We start from the raw sequence: 19,188 nt of genomic DNA, 5'->3' as shown, positions 1-19,188 counted from the left end.
CGCTCACCCGCCGCGCTTCCGCCCGGATCCGCTCCAGCGCCTCTTCACCGGGGGTCACGGTCTCCTGGGGAACGCCCTCCACCCGCTGGATGTCATAGTCCCGCTTCTCCAGCTCGATGGTTCGGCTGTTGCGCTCACCCTCAGGGCCGACCACCACCAGTTCATGGCTCAGTTCCGCGTCACGCCCGAAGCCGACGGCGAAGCGCCCGGATTCAGTGGTGGCCACGGCATCACCATTGAGGCGGATCTCACTGCCCGGCTCCACACTGCCCCTGAGCAGGGTCCCCTGGGTTCTGGGCCCTTCCAGCTCGAGAGCCACACCCGCAGCGGGAAGAAAGACAAGACAGAACAGCCAAAGAAGGCGCGACACGCGGAACCTCCGGGTTTGAGAGCGGGCAGACGCCCGTTATTGTTAGCGAACCTGATGAACAACTGCAACCGCGGAGCCGTGCCGGTGTACGAACTGCCCCCCTTCCAGCTGCCCTTCCATCACCCCTTTCTGGCGCCCGAAGAGGCGGATGAACTGCTGGCGCTGCTGCTTGAGCGCATTCCCTGGAAGCAGGACCGCATCACCCTTTTCGGCCGGGAACACCTGATCCCCAGGGAGCAGTGCTGGATCGCCGAGGACGGCCTGACCTACCGCTACTCGGGCCAGACACTGGAGCCGGCCCAGTGGCCGGACTGGCTCAGGCCGCTCGCGCGCCAGGTGGGTGACATCGCCGGAGAGCATTTCAACAGTGTGCTGGCCAACCGTTATCGCGATGGCAGTGACAGCATGGGCTGGCACAGTGACGACGAACCCGAACTGGGACCCGCCCCGGTAATCGCTTCACTCAGCCTGGGCGGCACCCGGCGCTTCCGTTTCCGGCACCGAGAGGATCATGGCCGTACCCTGAGCATCGACCTGCCCCACAACAGCCTCCTGGTAATGCCGGCAGGCGTCCAGTCCCACTGGCACCACGCCCTGCCGAAAACCCGGAAACCGGTGTCGCCGCGGATCAATCTGACTTTTCGTCGTCTTGTCGACGCCTGAGATCGGCCAGGCGCTGCTCAATGCGCCCGAAGAGGCTGTCAGCCGGATAATGGCCATTGCGATCCGGTTCACCGACCGGCAGTTCCAGCATCAGCGCCAGCACTTCCTCTACCCGTGACACGGCGTACACCCGGAAGCCGTTCGCCTTCACGGCGTCCCGCACGCGCCTCGCCAGCATCAGGTTCTGCACGTTCGAAGCCGGCAGGATGACCGCCTTGTCCTGCGCATCCCCCCGAGCCACACAGGCATCCAGGAAGCCTTCAACTTTCTCGTTGAGCCCCCCGACCGGCTGCACATCCCCGTGCTGATTGACCGAGCCCGTAACCGCCATGTCCTGGCGTACCGGCTGCTCGGCCAGAGCCGAAACAATGGCACAGAGCTCGCCGAGGGACGCGCTGTCCCCATCGATCTCAGCGTAGGACTGCTCGAAGGTGAGGGTCGCGGTAAGCGGCATGGGCTGTTCACGGGCAAAATGCGCCGAAAGCCATGCGGAAAGGATCATCACCCCCTTGGAATGAATGGAGCCACTGAGCTTCACATCCCGCTCAATGTGGATGACATCCCCGTCCCCGTACTGGCAGGTCCCGCTGATCCGGTTGGGCAGCCCGAATTCGTAGCCGCCAGTGGAGAGTACGGAAAGCCCGTTGACCTGTCCCACAGCACGGCCGCTGAACGACAGCAGCATGGAACCGTCGGCAAAGCCCTGCAGGAACTCGTCCCGGATACGCCCGCTGCGGTAGTCCGCACTGACCAGGGCCTGGTCCACATGCTCGGGATCAATCCCGTCCTCGCCACCGCTCCGGGCATGGAAGTCCGCCTCGCGCAGCACATTGGCGATGTCCACAGCATGCAGCGACAGCCGGTTCTGGTGCTCCGCCAACCGTGAGCTGTATTCGATCACCCGTGCCACAGCCTGTTTACTGCACGGCAACAGGCCCTTGTCCTGGCACAGACTGGCTATGAACTTGGCGTAGAGCACCTGGCTCTCGGTGGTGCGCGGCATCTCGTTCTCGAAATCCGCCGTCACCCGGAACAGCTCCGCGAACTCAGGGTCATATTCCTGAAGCAGCAGCCAGGTTTCGCGATCCCCGAAGAGCACCAGCTTGACGTCCAGCGGTACCGCCTCCGGCTCCAGCGAAATAGTTCCGGACAGCGTCAGCTCACGCTCAAGAGAGTGGATGCTGATTTCCCGCGAACGGATGGCGCGCTTGAGCGCATCCCACACGAAGCCGTGCTCAAGCACCTTGGTGGCGTCCATGAGCAGGTAGCCGCCATTGGCCCGGTGCAGGCTGCCCGGCCGGATCAGCGAGAAATCCGTGTAGACCGTGCCCTTGTAGGTCACGGTCTCGATGAACCCGAACAGGTTGTGGTAGGTGGGATTGTCCTCCACAACCACCGGCACGGACTCATCCTGGCGGGATACAAGCAGGTTGATGCGATAGCGCCGGGGCAGGCGCTGCTCCATGGAGGCATAGGCAAAGGCAGCCTTATCTTCGCTATCCTCCAGAAAGATGTCGAGATTATTCGCGATATCCTTCTTCATGGCCCGGAAGTGGTCGGGCACCCCTTCATAGTCACTGTAGCGCTCGGACAGCTCATCAATCAGATGGGCCCCGACATGCTCGACCGTTTCCTCGTTCAGCTTCTGCTGCTGCTCGGCGTGTTCCTCTTCCCATTCCGCGATCTGGCGCATGACACGCCGCAGCTTCTTCTCAAGCTCACGGATGATTTCCTCGAACGCCCGCCTCTCCTCCTCGGAAAGCGCATTGAAGGACTCGTTGGTATGCGGCTCACTGCCGTTGAGTGCCGTCAGCCGGTATCCCCCGGGCGTCGTCATGGACAGGTCCACGCCCTGCTCACGCGCCTCGCGTGCCAGGGCATTCAGTGCCTCTTCCTGGCGCGCGGCATAGCTCTGCTTGAGATCCTCGTAGCGGCTCTGGAAGGTATCGCTGTCGAAGGCCTGGGGGATGACCTTGACCAGGCGCGAAACCAGCCGATCCACATCATGGCGCAGCCGTTCACCGACGCCGGCCGGCAGCTTCAGGACCCTGGGATTGCGCGGGTCGTCATAATTCGCCACGTAGCACCAGTCGCTGGCCGGTGCGTGGGTCTCATCCCGATGCGCCAGGTAACGCAGCATCATGGTGCGCTTACCCAGTCCGGATCGGCCCAGCGCGTAGACGTTGTAGCCGTTGTGGGGCATGGCGAGGGCGAATCGGACCGCCTCCCGGGCACGGTCCTGGCCAACGATCTCATTCAGGGGATCCAGCGCATCCGTGTTACGGAACGGCAGATCCTTCAGGACACAGGTCCTGTACAGCTGTTTCTGGGGAAGTGGCTTCAACTCAATCAATCCGTCATCTGTGGGGAACGGTCAGAGATCGCACTTTACAGGCCTCAACAGGATTCACAAAGCACCTCCTGTAATGTGACCTGCGTCACAGGCCACCCGGACCCCGGTTTGACTCGGTTACCGATTGAGCGACAATCCAATGTTAGCAATAAGCAGAAACCTCGATCCGATTCAAGAGGCAGCAACCGCCCATGAGTACTCAGAGTGACTCCTCCGGGATCACAATGCATCTCGCGGACGTGCCCCTTGCACTGCGCAGGGATCACAAACGCCGTAATCAGGGTCGCGGTGACCCATCACTGACCACCTCCTGGTCCGGTCAGTGCAGTGCAAGCGAGCAGCGGATCCAGCCCCGGTTTGCCGCCCCCGGGCTCAGCGTGCGCGTGCGGGCACGGCGCCTGCTGCACTGGGAACGCCAGAGCCGGCCCGTGGAATGCCTGGACATCAACCGCTACGGCGTCGCCATTATGGCGGAGGAGGCCTTCCGGGAAGGCACCTCCATGCGCATGGATTTCCGCGGCGAGTACATCACGCAGTCGGATGTGAACGGCCGGGTCAAGAGCTGTGTCCGGGAAGCGGATGGGCATTACCGACTCGGCATCCAGTTCACCTACTGCTCAATGCGAGGCCATTACTCCCGCGCCATCGACAACGCCCTCTCCCAGATCGAGGCGTTCTGCCGCCGCCAGATGGCCCGTTACCGGCGCTGAATTGGCTGTTCAGCGCATTCCGCTGAACAGCATGGTCAGGACGATCATCACAATGATCCAGCCGATCAGCGCAAACCCGAAGCCGTTCGGCATGGGATTCCCGGTGCCCTCCGTCTCCCCCGCTTCGGGAAAAGGCCCTTCCATATCCAGGGGGGACTCGGCGCTGTGAGGGCCACCACCGAGAAGCAGCCTGACCCGCTCCTGCGGAAAGGCTTGTTCCAGCTGGGCCCGATGCTGGTGCCAGCCAAGGCGCTCATCCAGATAGGCCAGGACCTCCTCGGTCACAGGTGGCTCACCCGGCCTGGCCTGACGGGACAGGAAGTCAAACAGGCTGAAGCGCAGTACCTCAGTCACACCGGGCTTGTGGGCCCGTTCGCTCTCAAGCTGGGCCCGCCAGCGGCGCAGATCGTCCCGCCAGCCGGGATTTGAGAACACGGTTTCCAACTCCGTCATCACCCGGCCCGCCTGGATCTCAGCCTCCTGACTCGCGGGCTCCGGCATCTGGACAGATTCAACGCCCTTCCCCGATGCCGCCCCGTCATTACCGACATCAACTCCGAAATCCCGGGCCTGCGGTGCTGCTCCCGCCTCCCGCATGGCCGCCTCGTAGGCCTGCACCAGTGTCTGATAGCGCTCCGGAGTGGAATCCGGATCCACGAACCTCAGTTGATGCTCGAAAGCGGCCTCAATGGCCTCTGGATCATGGGTCTGCTCTATCCCGAGTGTGGACCACTTATTCACGGTGCCGATTCCCCCTGCTGTTCGTCCGGAACCTCATTGTCGTCCAGTTGATCAGCCGGCACCAGCGTGGCTACCTGGTTGGGGTTATAGGGGGTATACAGAACGACCAGCTGGCCACGGGCCACGGCCCGCGCCACCTGCTCGCGGCAGTCAGACAGAGGATCCTCGACATCCGCTCCCCCGGCTTCCCGGAGGCAATACTCCTCGATCAATGCCTCGAGCGCCTCACCTGAAAGCTGATCCGATGGGATCACCATGTCTCAGAGCAGATCCTCACTGGCGTCCTCGGCCAGCGCATCGTCTCCGGATGCCTCGTCTTTCTTGCCAGCGGCTTCATTGGGTTTGGGCATCAGCCGCTCGCGGATCTGGGTTTCGATCTCGTTGGCGATTCCGGGATTGTCACTCAGGAACTTGCTGGCATTCGCCTTACCCTGGCCGATCTTGTCGCCTTTGTAGCTGTACCAGGCACCGGACTTCTCAACCAGGCCTTCCTTGACCCCCATATCAACGATTTCGGCCATGCGGTTGATGCCGGTGCCGTACATGATCTGGAACTCGGCCTGTCGGAAGGGAGGCGCCACCTTGTTCTTGACGACCTTCACCCGGGTCTCATTACCGACCACTTCCTCGCCTTCCTTGACCGACCCCGTGCGCCGGATGTCCAGGCGGACCGAGGAGTAGAACTTGAGGGCGTTACCGCCCGTTGTGGTCTCGGGCGAGCCGAACATCACGCCGATTTTCATCCGGATCTGGTTGATGAACACCAGCATGGTGCCTGACGTCTTCACGCTGGCGGTGAGCTTACGCAGCGCCTGGGACATCAGCCGCGCCTGCAGACCGACGTGGGAGTCGCCCATCTCGCCCTCAATTTCGGCCTTGGGTGTCAGAGCCGCCACAGAGTCCACCACAACCGCATCGACTGCGCCGGAGCGCACCAGCATGTCGCAGATCTCAAGCGCCTGCTCACCTGTATCCGGCTGGGACACCAGCAACTCATTGATATCCACGCCCAGTTTTTCAGCATAGATCGGGTCCAGGGCATGCTCGGCATCCACAAAGGCGCAGGTCTTGCCCTCGCGCTGGGCTTCCGCAATCACCTGGAGCGTAAGCGTAGTCTTGCCGGAGGACTCCGGCCCAAAGATCTCGACCACCCGCCCCAGGGGCAGGCCACCGATCCCCAGGGCGACATCCAGCCCCAGGGAGCCGGTGGACACCGCCGGCATGGCCTCCCGCGGCTGGTCGCCCATCTTCATGACCGCCCCCTTGCCGAACTGGCGTTCAATCTGGGAAAGCGCGGAATTCAGTGCCTTTTTGCGGTTGTCATCCATTGTTTCTGCCTTCTGGTCGGTTGGTGCCTGCCGTAGTCACGACGTTGTCCAGGAACCCTGAACTGTATGTATGGACAGTATTATGCACAGACCTGATCAGTGATTCAACGGTCATCCCTGCAGCCAGCGCTTGAGGCGCTTCAGGGCGAACTCAACCGCCTCGCGCCGGACCTGATCACGGTCTCCTTCAAACTGTTTGCAGGTGGTAACGGGGGTGCTGCCCGCCACCCCCCAGCCGAACCAGACAGTGCCCACGGGTTTTTCCGCGCTGCCGCCGCCAGGCCCGGCAATACCGCTGACGGCCAAAGCCACATCCGCCCCGGTTTTCTCGAGTGTGCCGGAGACCATGGCCGAGGCCACGGCGGAGGATACCGCTCCGTGCCCGGCAAGAATGCCCGCGGGCACACCCAGAAGCTTTTCCTTGGCCTCATTGCTGTAGGTGACCAGCCCGGTCTCAAAGTAATCGGAACTGCCCGATGTATCCGTCAGGCATTTGGCGACCCAGCCGCCGGTGCAGGATTCGGCGGTCGCGATCACGCGCCCCTGGCCACGCAGGCATTCGCCCAGTGAGGCGGCCTTGCGCGCCAGGGTGGCGTCCGATGGCTCTCCCATACGGCTCTCCGTTTCGTTCGCGGGTTCATGGGACTAGAATCGTGCATTCCATCAGATCAGCAGGCTCAAGAACAGATCATGTCCGCAGCGGAACCCGATCTCAACAGCCACACGCCGATGATGCGCCAGTACCTGCAGCTCAAGGCCCAGCACCCGAATGAGCTGCTGTTCTACCGCATGGGCGACTTCTACGAACTGTTCTACGAGGACGCACGCCGCGCCGCCGAGATGCTGGACATCACCCTGACCGCACGCGGCCAGTCCGCCGGTCAGCCGGTGCCCATGGCCGGTGTGCCCTACCATTCGGCGGAAAACTACATCGCGCGCCTGGTCCGCGGCGGCCACGCCATCGCCATCTGTGAACAGACCGGTGACCCGGAAACCAGCAAGGGACCGGTGGACCGCGAGGTGGTGCGCATCGTCACCCCGGGCACCCTGAGCGACGAGGCGCTGCTGGAGGAACGCCGGGACAACCTGCTCATGGCGATACATTCCCACAAGGGGGCCTTCGGCATCGCCACCCTGGAGATCTCCTCCGGTCAGTTCGTCGTTGAGGAGCTGGATTCGGAAGAGGCCCTGAGCGCCGAACTGGAACGTCTGCAGCCCGCCGAGATCCTGATCAGCGAGGACTTCCCCAGCCCGGAACTGCTGGAAGGCTTCAGCGGTATCCGCCGCCAGGGTCCCTGGCTGTTCGAGATGGAATCCGCTCACCGGCTGCTGACGCGCCAGCTGCAGGTGCGTGACCTGCGTGGTTTCGGCTGCGAGGATCTGACCCTGGCCATACAGGCCGCCGGCTGCCTGCTGCAGTACGCTCGTGACACCCAGCGCAACAACCTGCCGCACATCCGCAGGCTCAGCCGCGAACGGCGTGAGGAGAGCGTCTCCATGGACGCGGCCAGCCGCCGCAACCTGGAAATCGACACCAACCTTGCCGGCGGCCAGCAGAACACGCTGGCCTCGGTCATGGACCGCACTGCCACCGCCATGGGCGGGCGGCTGCTGCGGCGCTGGCTCAATCGCCCCCTGCGCGATGCCGGGACTGTGCGCCAGCGCCGCGACAGCGTCAGCGCCCTGCTGACCGATCATCAGCATGAGGCCATCCACGAACGCCTGCGCGGGATCGGTGATATTGAGCGCATTCTCTCCCGGGTCGGTCTGGGTTCCGCCCGGCCCAGGGACCTGGCGCGGCTGCGCGATGCCCTGATCACCCTGCCCGAACTCCAACAGGACATGGCGCGCCTGGAGCTGCCCCACCTGCAGGCAATCGCCGAACGCATAGCAACCTACCCGGTGTTGGCGGAAACGCTGGAACGGGCGATTGTGGACAACCCACCGGTGGTAGTACGCGACGGTGGCGTGCTGCGTGCCGGCTACGACGGGGAACTGGACGAACTCACCAGCCTCAGCGAGAACGCCGGCGACTACCTGATGCAGGTGGAAGAGCGCGAACGGGAGCGCACCGGAATCAATACTCTCAAGGTGGGCTACAACCGGGTTCACGGCTACTACATCGAGATCAGCCGGACCCAGTCCCACAATGCGCCCACGGAATACATCCGCCGGCAGACGCTGAAGAACGCCGAACGGTTCATCACCCCCGAACTCAAGGAGTTCGAGGACCGCGCCCTGAGTGCGAAGAGCCGCGCCCTGGCGCGGGAGAAGTATCTCTATGACGAGCTCGTGAAGCATCTGGGCGAACATCTCTCGGACCTCCAGGAAACCGCAGGTGCCCTCTGCGAGCTGGATGTGCTGACCAATTTCGCCGAAAGGGCCCAGAGCCTGCGCTTCAATGCCCCGGCATTCAGTGACGAACCCGGCATCGCCATCAGCCAGGGCCGTCACCCGGTGGTGGAATACCTCCAGGATGCCCCCTTCGTGCCCAACGACCTGCACCTGGACGACCGCAACCGCATGCTGGTGATCACAGGCCCCAACATGGGCGGTAAATCCACCTACATGCGCCAGACCGCGCTGATCACCCTGCTCGCCTACTGCGGCAGCCATGTACCGGCCGAAAGCGCCACCCTGGGCCCGGTGGACCGCATCTTCACCCGCATGGGCGCCTCGGACGACATCGCCAGCGGCCGCTCCACCTTTATGGTGGAAATGACCGAAACCGCCAACATCCTGCACAACGCCACGCCCGAGAGCCTGGTACTGATGGACGAGGTGGGTCGCGGCACCAGCACCTTCGACGGCCTGTCGCTGGCCTGGGCAGCGGCCGAGCGTCTGGCCCGGGATGTCGGCAGCTACACCCTGTTCGCCACCCACTACTTTGAGCTCACCAGCCTGCCGGAGCAGGCCGGTAGCGCCCGTAACGTCCACCTTACCGCCACGGAGCACGAGGACAGCATCGTCTTTCTGCACAGTGTCCATGAGGGCGCCGCCAGCCGCAGCTACGGGCTGCAGGTGGCGCGGCTTGCAGGGGTACCGGTGGACGTCATCGACAATGCCCGGCGCAAACTGGACGAACTCGAGGGCAGCGCCGGCGCAACACGCGCCGAACCGGCTCCGGCCTCGGCCATGCAGGCGGACATGTTCGCCAGCCTGGAACCCTCGCCAGAGGAACGTGATATCCTAGGAATCGACCCGGACGGCATGAGCCCGCGTGAAGCGCTCAACACCCTGTATGAGCTGCGGGCCCGTCTGCGGGAACGCCTTGGCGGCGATTGAGCCGGGTCATTGCAGACCCCGTCGCCCGACCCTAGAATAGCCGCCTGAACCATCGCTAGGATGTAACCATGACGTTTGTCGTTACTGAAAACTGCATCAAGTGCAAGTACACCGACTGCGTGGAAGTCTGCCCCGTGGACTGTTTCTACGAGGGGCCGAACTTCCTCGCCATCGACCCGGACGAGTGCATTGACTGTGCTCTCTGTGAACCGGAGTGTCCGGCCGAGGCCATCTACTCCGAGGACGAACTGCCCGATGACCAGGAGGAGTTCCTGGAGATCAACGCGGATCTGGCGGCCAAATGGCCGAACATCACAGAGAAGAAGGATCCGCCGGAAGACGCCGAGCAATGGGATGGCGTCAAGGGCAAGAAACAGTACCTGGAGCGCGACGGCGCCTAGACCGGTTTCCGCATAAGAGCCACGTCCTTGCGTGGCACCTCACAGTGCCAGCCGAACCGCGCCGCGACCCGGTGCAGCGTGGCTTCCCTGTAGAACACCACATGGGTCGGATCCCGCCGGTAGTGCCAGCCGGCGAACCGGTCGTCGTCCGTCTGGAAACAGGTCATCACGCCCAGCCAGCCCCCAGGCAGCAGCAGCCGGTCCAACAGCCGGAAGGTAGCTGCCGGGTCATGCAGATGCTCAACCACCTCGGTGCAGGTGATCGCCTGGTACGAGCGCCCTAGAAGCGCCTCGTCCGGCGCGTAGAAGGGATCATAGCCATCGGCGGCGAACCCCGCCTCGCGCAGCATGGTCACCAGTGCGGGTCCGGGGCCACAGCCGAAATCCAGCACCCGATCTCCCCGCGTCAGGCGCGGCATCAGTTCGTCCGCGAGCCGCGCCAGGAAACGCCGGTAGCCCGGGTCCCTTTCATCGTTGTCATGCTGGTCATACTCGGCTTTTTCCGCCGCCGGCTCGGGCCGCTGGGAAGGCTCAAGAAAGGTGGCCTCGCACTGATGGCAGCGCCAGTAGTCGCGCTCACCAATCGTCATGAACGCCGCGGTCGTACCGCTTTCACACACCGGGCAATCGGGTATGGCGTTGTGTAACATGGGCGCCTGCAATGGGTCTCCCGGATGATCAGTCACAGAACGGAACAGCGACGCGAATTATGAGAGAAGACGTTCAGGATTACTACGGCCGCCAGCTCCAGGGCACCCAGGACCTGCAGACCAATGCCTGTTGCGATCAGGCGCCACCGGAATGGCTCAAGCCCATCCTCGCCAGCCTGCACGACGAAGTGCTGTCCCACTATTACGGCTGTGGCCTGGTCGCCCCCCAGCTTCTCGAGGGCGCGCGCATTCTGGATCTGGGCAGCGGCAGCGGCCGGGACTGTTACGTGCTGTCGAAGCTGGTCGGTGAACAGGGTGAGGTCGTGGGTGTGGACATGACCCCGGAACAGCTGGCCATCGCCCGCCGCCACCAGGAGTACCACAGGGAGGCCTTCGGCCACGCCCGTTCCAACGTGCGCTTTCTTGAGGGCTACATTGAGCAGCTGGACGAGCTGGACCTTGAGGACGACTACTTCGACATCGTCATCTCCAACTGCGTGATCAACCTGAGCCCGGACAAGGAGAAAGTGCTGTCGGAAGTACAGCGCGTGCTCAAGCCCGGCGGTGAATTCTACTTCTCGGATGTGTACGCCGACCGTCGCATACCGGCACACCTGAAAGAGGATCCGGTGCTGTACGGCGAGTGCCTTTCGGGCGCCCTCTACTGGAATGATTTCGAGAACCTGGCCCGAAAGACCGGCTTTACCGACCCGCGCCTGGTGGAAGACCGGCCGCTGACCATCGAGAACGAAGCCATTGAGGCACGCCTCGCCCCGGCGCGCTTCTTCTCCGCCACCTATCGCCTGTTCAAGCTGCCCGGACTGGAGCCCCACTGCGAGGATTACGGCCAGGCGGTGATCTATCAGGGGACGATTCCCGGTGAGGATGCGGTATGCCGGCTGGACAAACACCACCACATTGAGCGCGGCCGCGTCTTCCCGGTCTGCGGCAACACCTGGATGATGCTGGCGGATACCCGCTTTGCCGAGCATTTCAGGTTCATCGGCGATTTCAGCACCCATTTCGGGATATTCGAGGGCTGCGGCACGGCACTGCCCTTTGATGGCCCCGAGTCCGGAACGGAGGGGGCGGGCGGCAGCTGCTGCTAGGCGCTGCCGCGCACAAATCTCAGGAGCTGGTTGTTGGCCGGCATGCGGAAACGTTCCACGGCCTCGAAACCATAATCCGCCGCCAGCGCATTGAAGACCGCCCGGTCCTTGATGCCGCTGGACGGATCCCGCTCCTGGAGCCAGGCATCCAGCTCCGCGTTGCCCTCACTGGTGTAGCCACCATCCTCATTGAAGGGCCCATAGATCAGCAGATCACCGCCCTGGCGCAGGTGGGCGGCGCTGATTGCCAGCAGACCGTTAACGATGCGCCAGGACACGAAATGCACGGTGTTGGCAGTGAACACCGCATCAAAGGTTTCCCCCAGACGGACCCCAGCATCAAGCGCGTCCACCTCCAGTGGGTCACGCACATTGCGCAGCTTCGCCTCACGCCGCCATTGCCGGATGCCATCAAGATTCTCGGCGATGTCCGTGGGCTGCCACTCCAGGTGCGGCAGGTGGCACGCCATATAGACCGCATGCTGGCCGGTCCCGCTGCCCAGCTCCAGCACCTTCGCGGGCTGGGTCAGGACCTCTGCCAGAACCTCCCGGATCGGTTCCTGATTGCGCTCACAGGCCGGCGCAAAGGGTTTCTCTGGTGTTTCCGTCATGCTTTACCACTCTCTTCTCCGCCGAGAACCGTACTGGTATCCGGAAACTCCGAAGACGAATGAGCCGGCTCCTCACCCCCATCATCCGGCTCCGGCGTTTCCATCCCGGCCACGGTCTTTTTCAGGTCCCGCAGCAGGTCCACCGGGAAGACAATGGTATTGGTCTTATCATTGGCGATATCGGTGAGAGTCTGCAGATACCGCAGCTGCAACGCCTCGGAACGCTTCGACAGCGTCCGCGCCGCCTCCAGCAGCCGCTCGGAGGCTTGCTGCTCACCCTCGGCATGGATGATCTTGGCCCGCCGTGTACGCTCAGCCTCCGCCTGGCGCGCAATCACGCGGATCATGGACTCGTCCAGATCCACGTGCTTGATCTCAACGTTTGCGACCTTGATGCCCCAGGCGTCGGTCTGGGCATCCAGAATCTCCTGGATGTCCTCATTAAGCTGGTCCCGGGAGGCCAGCATGTCGTCCAGCTCATGCTTGCCCAGCACCGAACGCAGCGTGGTCTGAGCCAGCTGGCTGGTGGCCGCATAGAAATTCTCCACGTTGATGACCGCATTCTGTGGATCCATCACCCGGAAATACAGCACCGCATTGACCTTCACCGAGACGTTATCCCGCGAGATCACGTCCTGAGAAGGCACATCCAGGACAATCGTCCGCAGATCCGTGCGCACCATCTGCTGAATGAACGGGATCACGATGATCAGCCCCGGCCCCTTCACTTTCTGGAACCGGCCCAGCAGGAAGATCACACCCCGCTCGTACTCCCGCAGGATCCGGAACATGCTCACCAGCAGACTGATGACGATCAGTACAATGGCTATGGTGAAATATTCAATCATTCGACTGGCCCTCCGACCTGACTGTCAGTTTGAGTCCTTCCACGTTCTGGATAACCACAACATCTCCTTCACGAACCGGATCCGCCGAGTGCGCCTGCCAGATCTCGCCAAGCACACGCACCCAACCTACCCCCCCGTCAAAGTCCCGTATTGCCACGGCCGTAGTGCCCTGCATACCCTCAGAGCCGCTGACCACCGCTTTGCGCGTTGACTGCAGTGCCATGCGCAGCACCAGCACCATGATCAGGAAGGTCGATACCGAAAATGCCGCGATCACAGGCATGGCGATCTGGTAGCCCGGCAGGTCCGTGTCCATCAGCATGACGGAGCCGATCACAAAGGCCACGGCCCCACCGACCCCCAGGATCCCGAAACTCGGGGAAACCGCCTCAACCACCATCAGCCCGATCCCCAGCAGCATCAGTGCCAGCCCCACATAGCTAATGGGCAGCATCTGCAATGCGTACAGCCCCACCAGCAGACAGATGGCGCCCACGACGCCGGGCACACCCATGCCCGGGTTGTAGAACTCCAGGATCAGGCCATAGATGCCCACCAGCATCAGAATGTACGCCACACTCGGATCCGTGATCACCGTCAGGAACTCGGTGCGCCAGTCCTTCTGGATACGACTGATGCGGTGATCGGCCAGGGTCAGCGTCTGCATCACGCCATCCACATCCACTTCCATGGCGTCCGCCTGGGCAAGCATGTCCTCAAGACTGTCAGCACGGATATCGATCACATTCTTCTCAAGCGCCGCACTCGAGGAGAGGTTCACCGCCTCGCGCACTGCCTGCTCCGCCCAGTCCGCATTGCGCCCACGCAGCTCCGCCAGGCCACGAATGTAGGCCACGGCATCATTGATCACCTTCTTCTCCATGGCACTGGCGTTACCGGCATCGCCACTCTGCCCGGCTGATGCTCCATCTCCCTCCTCTGACGCCCCCTCGGCAGTACCGTCTTTGCCGGTCTCATCAGCCGCGGCGCCATCGTCGGCCTGGAGGCTGAACGGGGAACCACCCCCCTCATCCTGACCCCCCCCGCCACCGATCTGCACCGGCGTCGCCGAGCCCAGATTGGTCGCCGGCGCCATGGCCGCCACATGGGACGCATAGAGAAGATAGGTTCCGGCGCTCGCCGCCCGCGCGCCACGGGGCGTCACGTAGGTTGCCACCGGCACCTTTGAGGAGAGGATGCCCTGGATCATGTCCCGCATGGACTTACTCAGCCCCCCCGGCGTATCCAGCTCCACCACGAGAAGATCCGCCCCCTGCGCCTCCGCATCCGCCAACGTGCGCAGGAACCAATCCGACACCGCCGGCCCAATCGCCTCCTGGATCGTCATAACCCGGACATCCGCCGGCGCACGGCCATCATCCCCTGCCTCCTGAGCCTGAACACTCAACAGCAGGGCACCGGCGAAAAGCAGGAGCAGTGAAACCAGACGTGGCAGTCGACGCATTGAAGCTCTTCCCTGAAAAGAGGTTCTCCAATGAAAGATGGTGGATTTCAGGTGGTTTGACAAGAGAAGAATGACCCGTAGAAGCGAGCCCTGCTCGCGATCATTCGATCGTATCGCGCGCGAGGCGCGCTCCTACAGGATAGGGGAGACGTTACACGGTGAGGTAACCACCATCCACGTTCAGGCAGGTGCCCGTGGTGTAGCTGGCCGCATCCGAGACCAGGTAAAGCACCGCCCCGGCCATCTCGCTCGGCTCCGCAATCCGCTTCTGCGGGATATGCGCCAGTGCCTGCTGCTTGATGGAATCGTTGGTGGTCAGGGCACTGGCGAACTTCGTATCCGTCAGCCCCGGAAGCAGCGCGTTCACACGCACGCCCTTGGTTCCCAGCTCGGTGGCAAACGACTTGGTCATCTGGATCACCGCCGCCTTCGAGATGGAATAGATCCCCTGGTAATGCCCCGGGATCACCCCGTTCACCGACGCCACGTTCACAATGGAACCACCGCCATGCTTCTTCATCAGGTTCACACCCGCGCTGGTCATGAAGAAGTAACCCCGGATGTTCACATCCACCGTCTTGTTGAAGGCCGCCTCATCCGTGTCCTCAATGGGACCGAAGTACGGATTCGCCGCCGCATTGTTCACCAGGATATCCAGCCGCCCGTAACGCCCTTCAATATCCGCGAAGATGGCCTCAATCTGCTCCATCTCCCCGATATGGCACGCAATGGCCTCAGCCTTGCCACCCTCGTCACGGATCGCCTGCGCCACCGCCTCACAGCCATCAATCTTGCGGCTGGACACAATCACCTGCGCCCCCTGCTTCGCCAGCAGCTTGGCAATTTCCTCGCCGATACCACGGCTGGCACCGGTTACCAGGGCAATGCGGCCCGTCAGGTCAAACAGATCACTCATTTTCCAATTCCTTGTTTTCCAGTTTTCATTCGTTGCGTCATCGTTATGGCCGGTCGAGTGGGAGCGGGGACGGCCAATCGGGAAGCTCTGGAGCCATGGATGGCGGAAGAGCAGCCTACAGGGATGTACTTGTGGCGTTTCCCGATTGGCCGTCCCCGCTCCCACTCCTGCAACACATTCGCAGTCCTGAGATCACGATTCTCATCGATAGGTGACCAACTTCGGGTCTTCCCCTTCGAGATGCCCAAAACTGTTAAAAACAGCCAGCGACCGCCGATCCCCACTGAACAGCACCCGCGACACACTCGCATTCGCCAGCACCTCATTCAGCCGGAACGCCCGCATGTCATCCAGATCCAATAGCGACTGGGCCACCACACTGATCGGCCCACCCGAGGTCACCACGAACACATGCTTCGCATCCCCGGCATCCCGGATCACCTCATCAAGCCCCTGCAGCACACGCTCCCTGAACGCCCGCCAGGACTCCGGATAATCCCCCTCGTTCTCGCCCCCGATCCAGCGCCGGATCGCCTCACTGAACGCATGCTGGAACGCCTTCCGCGGATCCGCCTCTTTCGCCAGCTGCCGGGCCATCTCCTCCGGGTTTCCCCACCCCGGCCGGTACGCCTCCAGCACCGACCGATGGTCAAACTCATTCAGCCCCGGGTGCACCGCCGCCTCCGGCAGCCCATCCCCGAAGCCTTCCGCCATCGCCTCTATGGTCTCGCGATGACGGCGCAACTCACCGCCGAACAGCCGTTCGGGCTGGGTATGCCGGCCAATCCAGCGCCCCAGAACCCGACCCTGCTCCCAGCCACGCTGCGAAAGCCGGTCGTAATCCGACGCGCCGAAACTCGCCTGCCCATGACGGATCAGGTGGAGTGTTGCCATCGATCCGCTCCTACAGGCTGCTCTTCTCGATCAACCGCTTGCAGCGCTGCTCCAGGTAATTCGCTGCCTGGCCGAAGCCCGCAAAGCGCTTGTCCTGGGTCTGACCGTGGTAGTAGCGGTAATAGATCTGCTGCACGATGCCCGCCAGGCGGAACAGCCCGTAGACCTCATAGAAGTCGAAGTTGTCCGCATGGAAGCCGGAGCGCTCCATGTAATAGGCCACCACCTCTTCCCGGCTCATCATGCCCGGCCGGTGCGTGGGCTGACGCCTCAGCATCTGGAAAAACTGGTCGTCGTCCGCCTGCACCCAGTAGGCCAGGCTGTTGCCCAGATCCATCAGCGGATCGCCAAGCGTCGCCATTTCCCAGTCCAGAATGCCGATCACCTCAAAGGGGTTCTCCGGGTTCAGCACGACGTTGTCGAAGCGGAAATCGTTATGGATAACGCAGGTGGCCACATCCTCCGGCATCTTCTCCTGCAACCAGGTCATGACCGGCTCGAAGTCGCTCACATCGTCGGTACGGGCCTTGCGGAAGCGATCACTCCAGCCGTCAATCTGGCGCTTCACATAGCCTGCCCCCTTGCCGATCTGATCCAGACCCGCGGCCTGATAATCCACCCGGTGCAGGTCCACCAGCTTGTCGACCACGTTGCCGCACAGCTTGCGGGTGTCCTGCTCACTGAGCTCGAAACCCTCGGGAAAATCCTGACGCAGGATGATGCCCTTGAGGCGTTCCATCACGTAGAACTCGTCACCGAGCACGTCATGGTCATCGCAGATGGCGATGATATCCGGAACATAGGGGTAGACCGGCTTGAGTGCACGCATGATGCGCGCCTCGCGCAGCATGTCGTGGGCCGATTTGGCCTTGTGACCGAACGGAGGGCGGCGCAGGACGAAGGAGCGCTCGCCGTAGTCGATCTGGTAGGTCAGGTTTGAAGCGCCGCCCGGGTACTGGCGGATCACAGGCTCGCCTTCCAGCTCAGGCAGCTGCTGCTTCATAAAGCGATCCACCGCGGCCGGGTCCAGCGCCTCGCCCTCGCGGGTTTCCGTTGGCTGATCAATCAGGGTCATGGTCGCCTCGCTCAGTTCTTCTGCATCTTTTTCATCCAGCGCTTGCTTTCCATCCCCAGCAGGAAATCAAAAGCCTTCGGGCTGGCGCGCTTGATGTACCACAGGCGGCGTTCAGTCTTGTGCGGCAGCACCCAGAAACTCCCCTTGCGCACGGCACGGGCAATGTCTTCCGCCACATCGTCCGCGGTCACGCTGGAGCGCTGCATCAGCTTGTTCACGTTGTTCTGGATGCCCGGAATGCTCGAACGCATGCTCGAGGTCAGGTTTGTCTGGAAAAACGCCGGGCAGACCACACAGACGTTCACGCCGGTGTCGAGGAACTCATGGTTCATGGTCTCGGAAAGCGCGATGACGCCGGCCTTGGAGACGTTGTAGCTGCACATCAGCGGTGCCAGCATCAGCCCCGCCATGGAGGCAATGTTGACGATGGTGCCACTCCCCTGCTCTTTGAGGAGCGGTGTGAACACCTTGCAGCCCCGGACCACACCCATGACGTTGATGTCCAGGATCCACTCCCAGTCCGAGATGGTGGTGTCCTCGATGGAGCCTGCAGAGGCTACACCCGCGTTGTTGACGACCACGTCCACGCCACCCCAGCGCTCCACCAGGGCGTCCTTTGCCTTTTCAAGACTGTTGAGCCGGCGTACGTCGCATTCGAGGAAAAGTCCCTCGCCGCCGGCCTCGTTAATGGCACTTTCGGTTTCCACACCCTGTTCCGGCGTGATGTCGCCAATGCAAACCCGTGCGCCCTGGCGGGCGTAGTTCAGTGCCAGTGCCCGGCCGAGGCCACTGGCCCCGCCGGTGATGAATACCCGTTGGCTCATGCGTTGTCTTCCTTTGTTATCGGTATTTGGCCAGCTCAAGCCTTGCCACCATGGCCCGGTGCACCTCATCCGGCCCATCCGCCAGCCGCAGTGACCGCGCCGCGCCGTACATGGCGGCCAGCTCGTGATCGTCACTGACGCCACCGCCACCGTGCATCTGGATGGCCTGGTCCACAATGGTACACAGCATCTCCGGAACCACGGCCTTGATCTGTGACACTTCGCTCAGTGCGCCGCCGACACCCTTGGTATCCAGCAGCCAAGCGGTCTTGAGCGTCAGCAGCCGCGCCTGTTCGATGTTCATGCGTGCCCGGGCGATGATGTCCGGATTACCGCCGAGCTTCGACAGCGGCTTACCGAAGGCTTCACGCGAGTTGGCCCGGCGGATCATCTTCTCCAGTGCCCGCTCAGCGGCACCGATGGCCCGCATGCAGTGGTGCACGCGGCCCGGCCCGAGCCGCCCCTGGGCAATCTCGAAACCGGCCCCCGGTGCCTTTATGATGGCACTCTTCGGCAGCCGGACGTTGTCGAAGCTCACTTCGCCGTGACCATGAGGGGCATCCTCATCCCCGAACACCTTCAGCATCCGCTCGACCTTTACACCGGGTGTGTCCTTCGGGACCACCACCATGGAATGGCGCTGGTGACGGTTGGCGTCCGGATCGGTCAGGCCCATGAAGATCAGCACCTGGCAGTTCGGGTGGCCGATACCCGTGCTCCACCACTTGCGCCCGTTCAGCACCACTTCATCGCCCTCGATGGTCGCGGTCGCCTCCATGTTGGTCGCATCCGAGGAGGCGACATCCGGCTCCGTCATGCAGAACGCCGAACGGATCTCGCCCGCCAGAAGCGGCTTGAGCCACCGCTCCTGCTGTTCCTCAGAGCCGTAGTAGTAGAGCACCTCCATGTTGCCGGTATCCGGCGCGTTGCAGTTGCAGATCTCCG

At 62.7% G+C, this 19,188-nt stretch carries 19 protein-coding genes and 1 pseudogene; 5 read left to right on the top strand and 15 right to left on the bottom strand.

Going from position 1 to position 19,188, the window contains the following annotated elements; all coding sequences use genetic code 11:
- Positions 1-370 (bottom strand): annotated as a pseudogene (locus QZ501_RS10770) (M23 family peptidase); the annotation flags it as partial.
- 84 nt (positions 371-454) lie between these two features.
- On the opposite strand from QZ501_RS10770, the gene QZ501_RS10765 reads away from it, so the two are divergent.
- Complete coding sequence (locus QZ501_RS10765) at positions 455-1,033, top strand: alpha-ketoglutarate-dependent dioxygenase AlkB (protein WP_295719385.1); 579 nt, start codon at positions 455-457, stop codon at positions 1,031-1,033.
- Here the strand turns inward: QZ501_RS10765 and QZ501_RS10760 are convergent.
- Positions 999-3,377 carry an AAA family ATPase gene (locus QZ501_RS10760; RefSeq protein ID WP_160898517.1) on the bottom strand — a complete coding sequence of 793 codons (2,379 nt, stop codon included), beginning with the start codon at positions 3,375-3,377 and terminating at the stop codon, positions 999-1,001. The genes QZ501_RS10765 and QZ501_RS10760 overlap by 35 nt on opposite strands.
- A 200-nt stretch (positions 3,378-3,577) precedes the next feature.
- On the opposite strand from QZ501_RS10760, the gene QZ501_RS10755 reads away from it, so the two are divergent.
- Positions 3,578-4,096 (top strand): hypothetical protein, encoded by a 519-nt coding sequence (locus tag QZ501_RS10755; RefSeq protein ID WP_151441580.1) that lies wholly within the window; start codon positions 3,578-3,580, stop codon positions 4,094-4,096.
- 9 nt (positions 4,097-4,105) lie between these two features.
- Here the strand turns inward: QZ501_RS10755 and QZ501_RS10750 are convergent, their stop codons facing one another.
- The 4 genes from QZ501_RS10750 to QZ501_RS10735 all read right to left on the bottom strand — a co-directional run bounded on the left by QZ501_RS10750 (position 4,106) and on the right by QZ501_RS10735 (position 6,777).
- The gene (locus QZ501_RS10750) at positions 4,106-4,837 is read right to left on the bottom strand and encodes a hypothetical protein (RefSeq protein WP_151441579.1); all 732 of its coding nucleotides are present in this window, start codon (positions 4,835-4,837) and stop codon (positions 4,106-4,108) included.
- Positions 4,834-5,094 carry a YheU family protein gene (locus QZ501_RS10745; protein WP_151441578.1) on the bottom strand — a complete coding sequence of 87 codons (261 nt, stop codon included), beginning with the start codon at positions 5,092-5,094 and terminating at the stop codon, positions 4,834-4,836. The genes QZ501_RS10750 and QZ501_RS10745 overlap by 4 nt, the downstream gene beginning before the upstream one ends.
- A 3-nt stretch (positions 5,095-5,097) precedes the next feature.
- On the bottom strand, positions 5,098-6,165 hold the full coding sequence (gene recA, locus QZ501_RS10740; RefSeq protein ID WP_160898519.1) for a recombinase RecA: 1,068 nt from the start codon (positions 6,163-6,165) through the stop codon (positions 5,098-5,100).
- 111 nt (positions 6,166-6,276) lie between these two features.
- Positions 6,277-6,777, bottom strand: a complete 501-nt coding sequence (locus tag QZ501_RS10735) for a CinA family protein (protein WP_151441576.1) — start codon at positions 6,775-6,777, stop codon at positions 6,277-6,279.
- A 78-nt stretch (positions 6,778-6,855) separates the two neighbouring features.
- Here QZ501_RS10735 and mutS point away from each other — a divergent pair, with 78 nt between their 5' ends.
- Together mutS and fdxA are read left to right on the top strand one after the other, a co-directional pair.
- On the top strand, positions 6,856-9,450 hold the full coding sequence (mutS, locus tag QZ501_RS10730) for a DNA mismatch repair protein MutS (RefSeq protein WP_151441575.1): 2,595 nt from the start codon (positions 6,856-6,858) through the stop codon (positions 9,448-9,450).
- 68 nt (positions 9,451-9,518) lie between these two features.
- On the top strand, positions 9,519-9,851 hold the full coding sequence (gene fdxA / locus QZ501_RS10725) for a ferredoxin FdxA (protein ID WP_151441574.1): 333 nt from the start codon (positions 9,519-9,521) through the stop codon (positions 9,849-9,851).
- Here the strand turns inward: fdxA and QZ501_RS10720 are convergent.
- Positions 9,848-10,441, bottom strand: coding sequence for a class I SAM-dependent methyltransferase (locus tag QZ501_RS10720; protein WP_151441617.1), 594 nt, complete (start codon positions 10,439-10,441; stop codon positions 9,848-9,850). The genes fdxA and QZ501_RS10720 overlap by 4 nt on opposite strands.
- Positions 10,442-10,560: 119 nt before the next feature.
- Here QZ501_RS10720 and QZ501_RS10715 point away from each other — a divergent pair, with 119 nt between their 5' ends.
- Complete coding sequence (locus QZ501_RS10715; protein ID WP_295719371.1) at positions 10,561-11,610, top strand: methyltransferase domain-containing protein; 1,050 nt, start codon at positions 10,561-10,563, stop codon at positions 11,608-11,610.
- Here the strand turns inward: QZ501_RS10715 and QZ501_RS10710 are convergent.
- The 8 genes from QZ501_RS10710 to QZ501_RS10675 all read right to left on the bottom strand — a co-directional run.
- Entirely contained in the window at positions 11,607-12,221 is a 615-nt protein-coding gene (locus QZ501_RS10710; RefSeq protein WP_295719368.1) for a DUF938 domain-containing protein, read from the bottom strand. The two genes, QZ501_RS10715 and QZ501_RS10710, sit on opposite strands and share 4 nt — an antisense overlap.
- Entirely contained in the window at positions 12,218-13,069 is an 852-nt protein-coding gene (locus tag QZ501_RS10705) for a slipin family protein (protein ID WP_295719366.1), read from the bottom strand. Before QZ501_RS10705 ends, QZ501_RS10710 begins: the two co-directional genes overlap by 4 nt.
- A complete protein-coding gene (locus QZ501_RS10700) occupies positions 13,062-14,534 on the bottom strand; it encodes a nodulation protein NfeD (RefSeq protein ID WP_295719364.1) in 1,473 nt (490 codons plus the stop codon). The genes QZ501_RS10705 and QZ501_RS10700 overlap by 8 nt, the downstream gene beginning before the upstream one ends.
- A 151-nt stretch (positions 14,535-14,685) precedes the next feature.
- A complete protein-coding gene (locus QZ501_RS10695) occupies positions 14,686-15,450 on the bottom strand; it encodes an SDR family oxidoreductase (RefSeq protein WP_151441258.1) in 765 nt (254 codons plus the stop codon).
- A gap of 201 nt (positions 15,451-15,651) precedes the next feature.
- Entirely contained in the window at positions 15,652-16,344 is a 693-nt protein-coding gene (locus QZ501_RS10690; protein ID WP_151441259.1) for a histidine phosphatase family protein, read from the bottom strand.
- A 10-nt stretch (positions 16,345-16,354) separates the two neighbouring features.
- Positions 16,355-17,419 (bottom strand): phosphotransferase family protein, encoded by a 1,065-nt coding sequence (locus tag QZ501_RS10685; protein ID WP_160898524.1) that lies wholly within the window; start codon positions 17,417-17,419, stop codon positions 16,355-16,357.
- 11 nt (positions 17,420-17,430) lie between these two features.
- Positions 17,431-18,243, bottom strand: a complete 813-nt coding sequence (locus tag QZ501_RS10680; RefSeq protein ID WP_151441261.1) for an SDR family oxidoreductase — start codon at positions 18,241-18,243, stop codon at positions 17,431-17,433.
- Between the two features lie 16 nt (positions 18,244-18,259).
- The coding region (locus QZ501_RS10675; RefSeq protein WP_295719359.1) for an acyl-CoA dehydrogenase family protein at positions 18,260-19,188 on the bottom strand (929 nt) is incomplete at its 5' end.

The sequence above is a fragment of the uncultured Halovibrio sp. genome (genome assembly GCF_913056445.1).
GTDB classification, from domain to species: Bacteria; Pseudomonadota; Gammaproteobacteria; order Pseudomonadales; family Oleiphilaceae; genus Halospina; species Halospina utahensis_B.
Note: the sequence above shows the minus strand (reverse complement) of the source record. Positions and strands in the feature narration are given on the sequence as shown.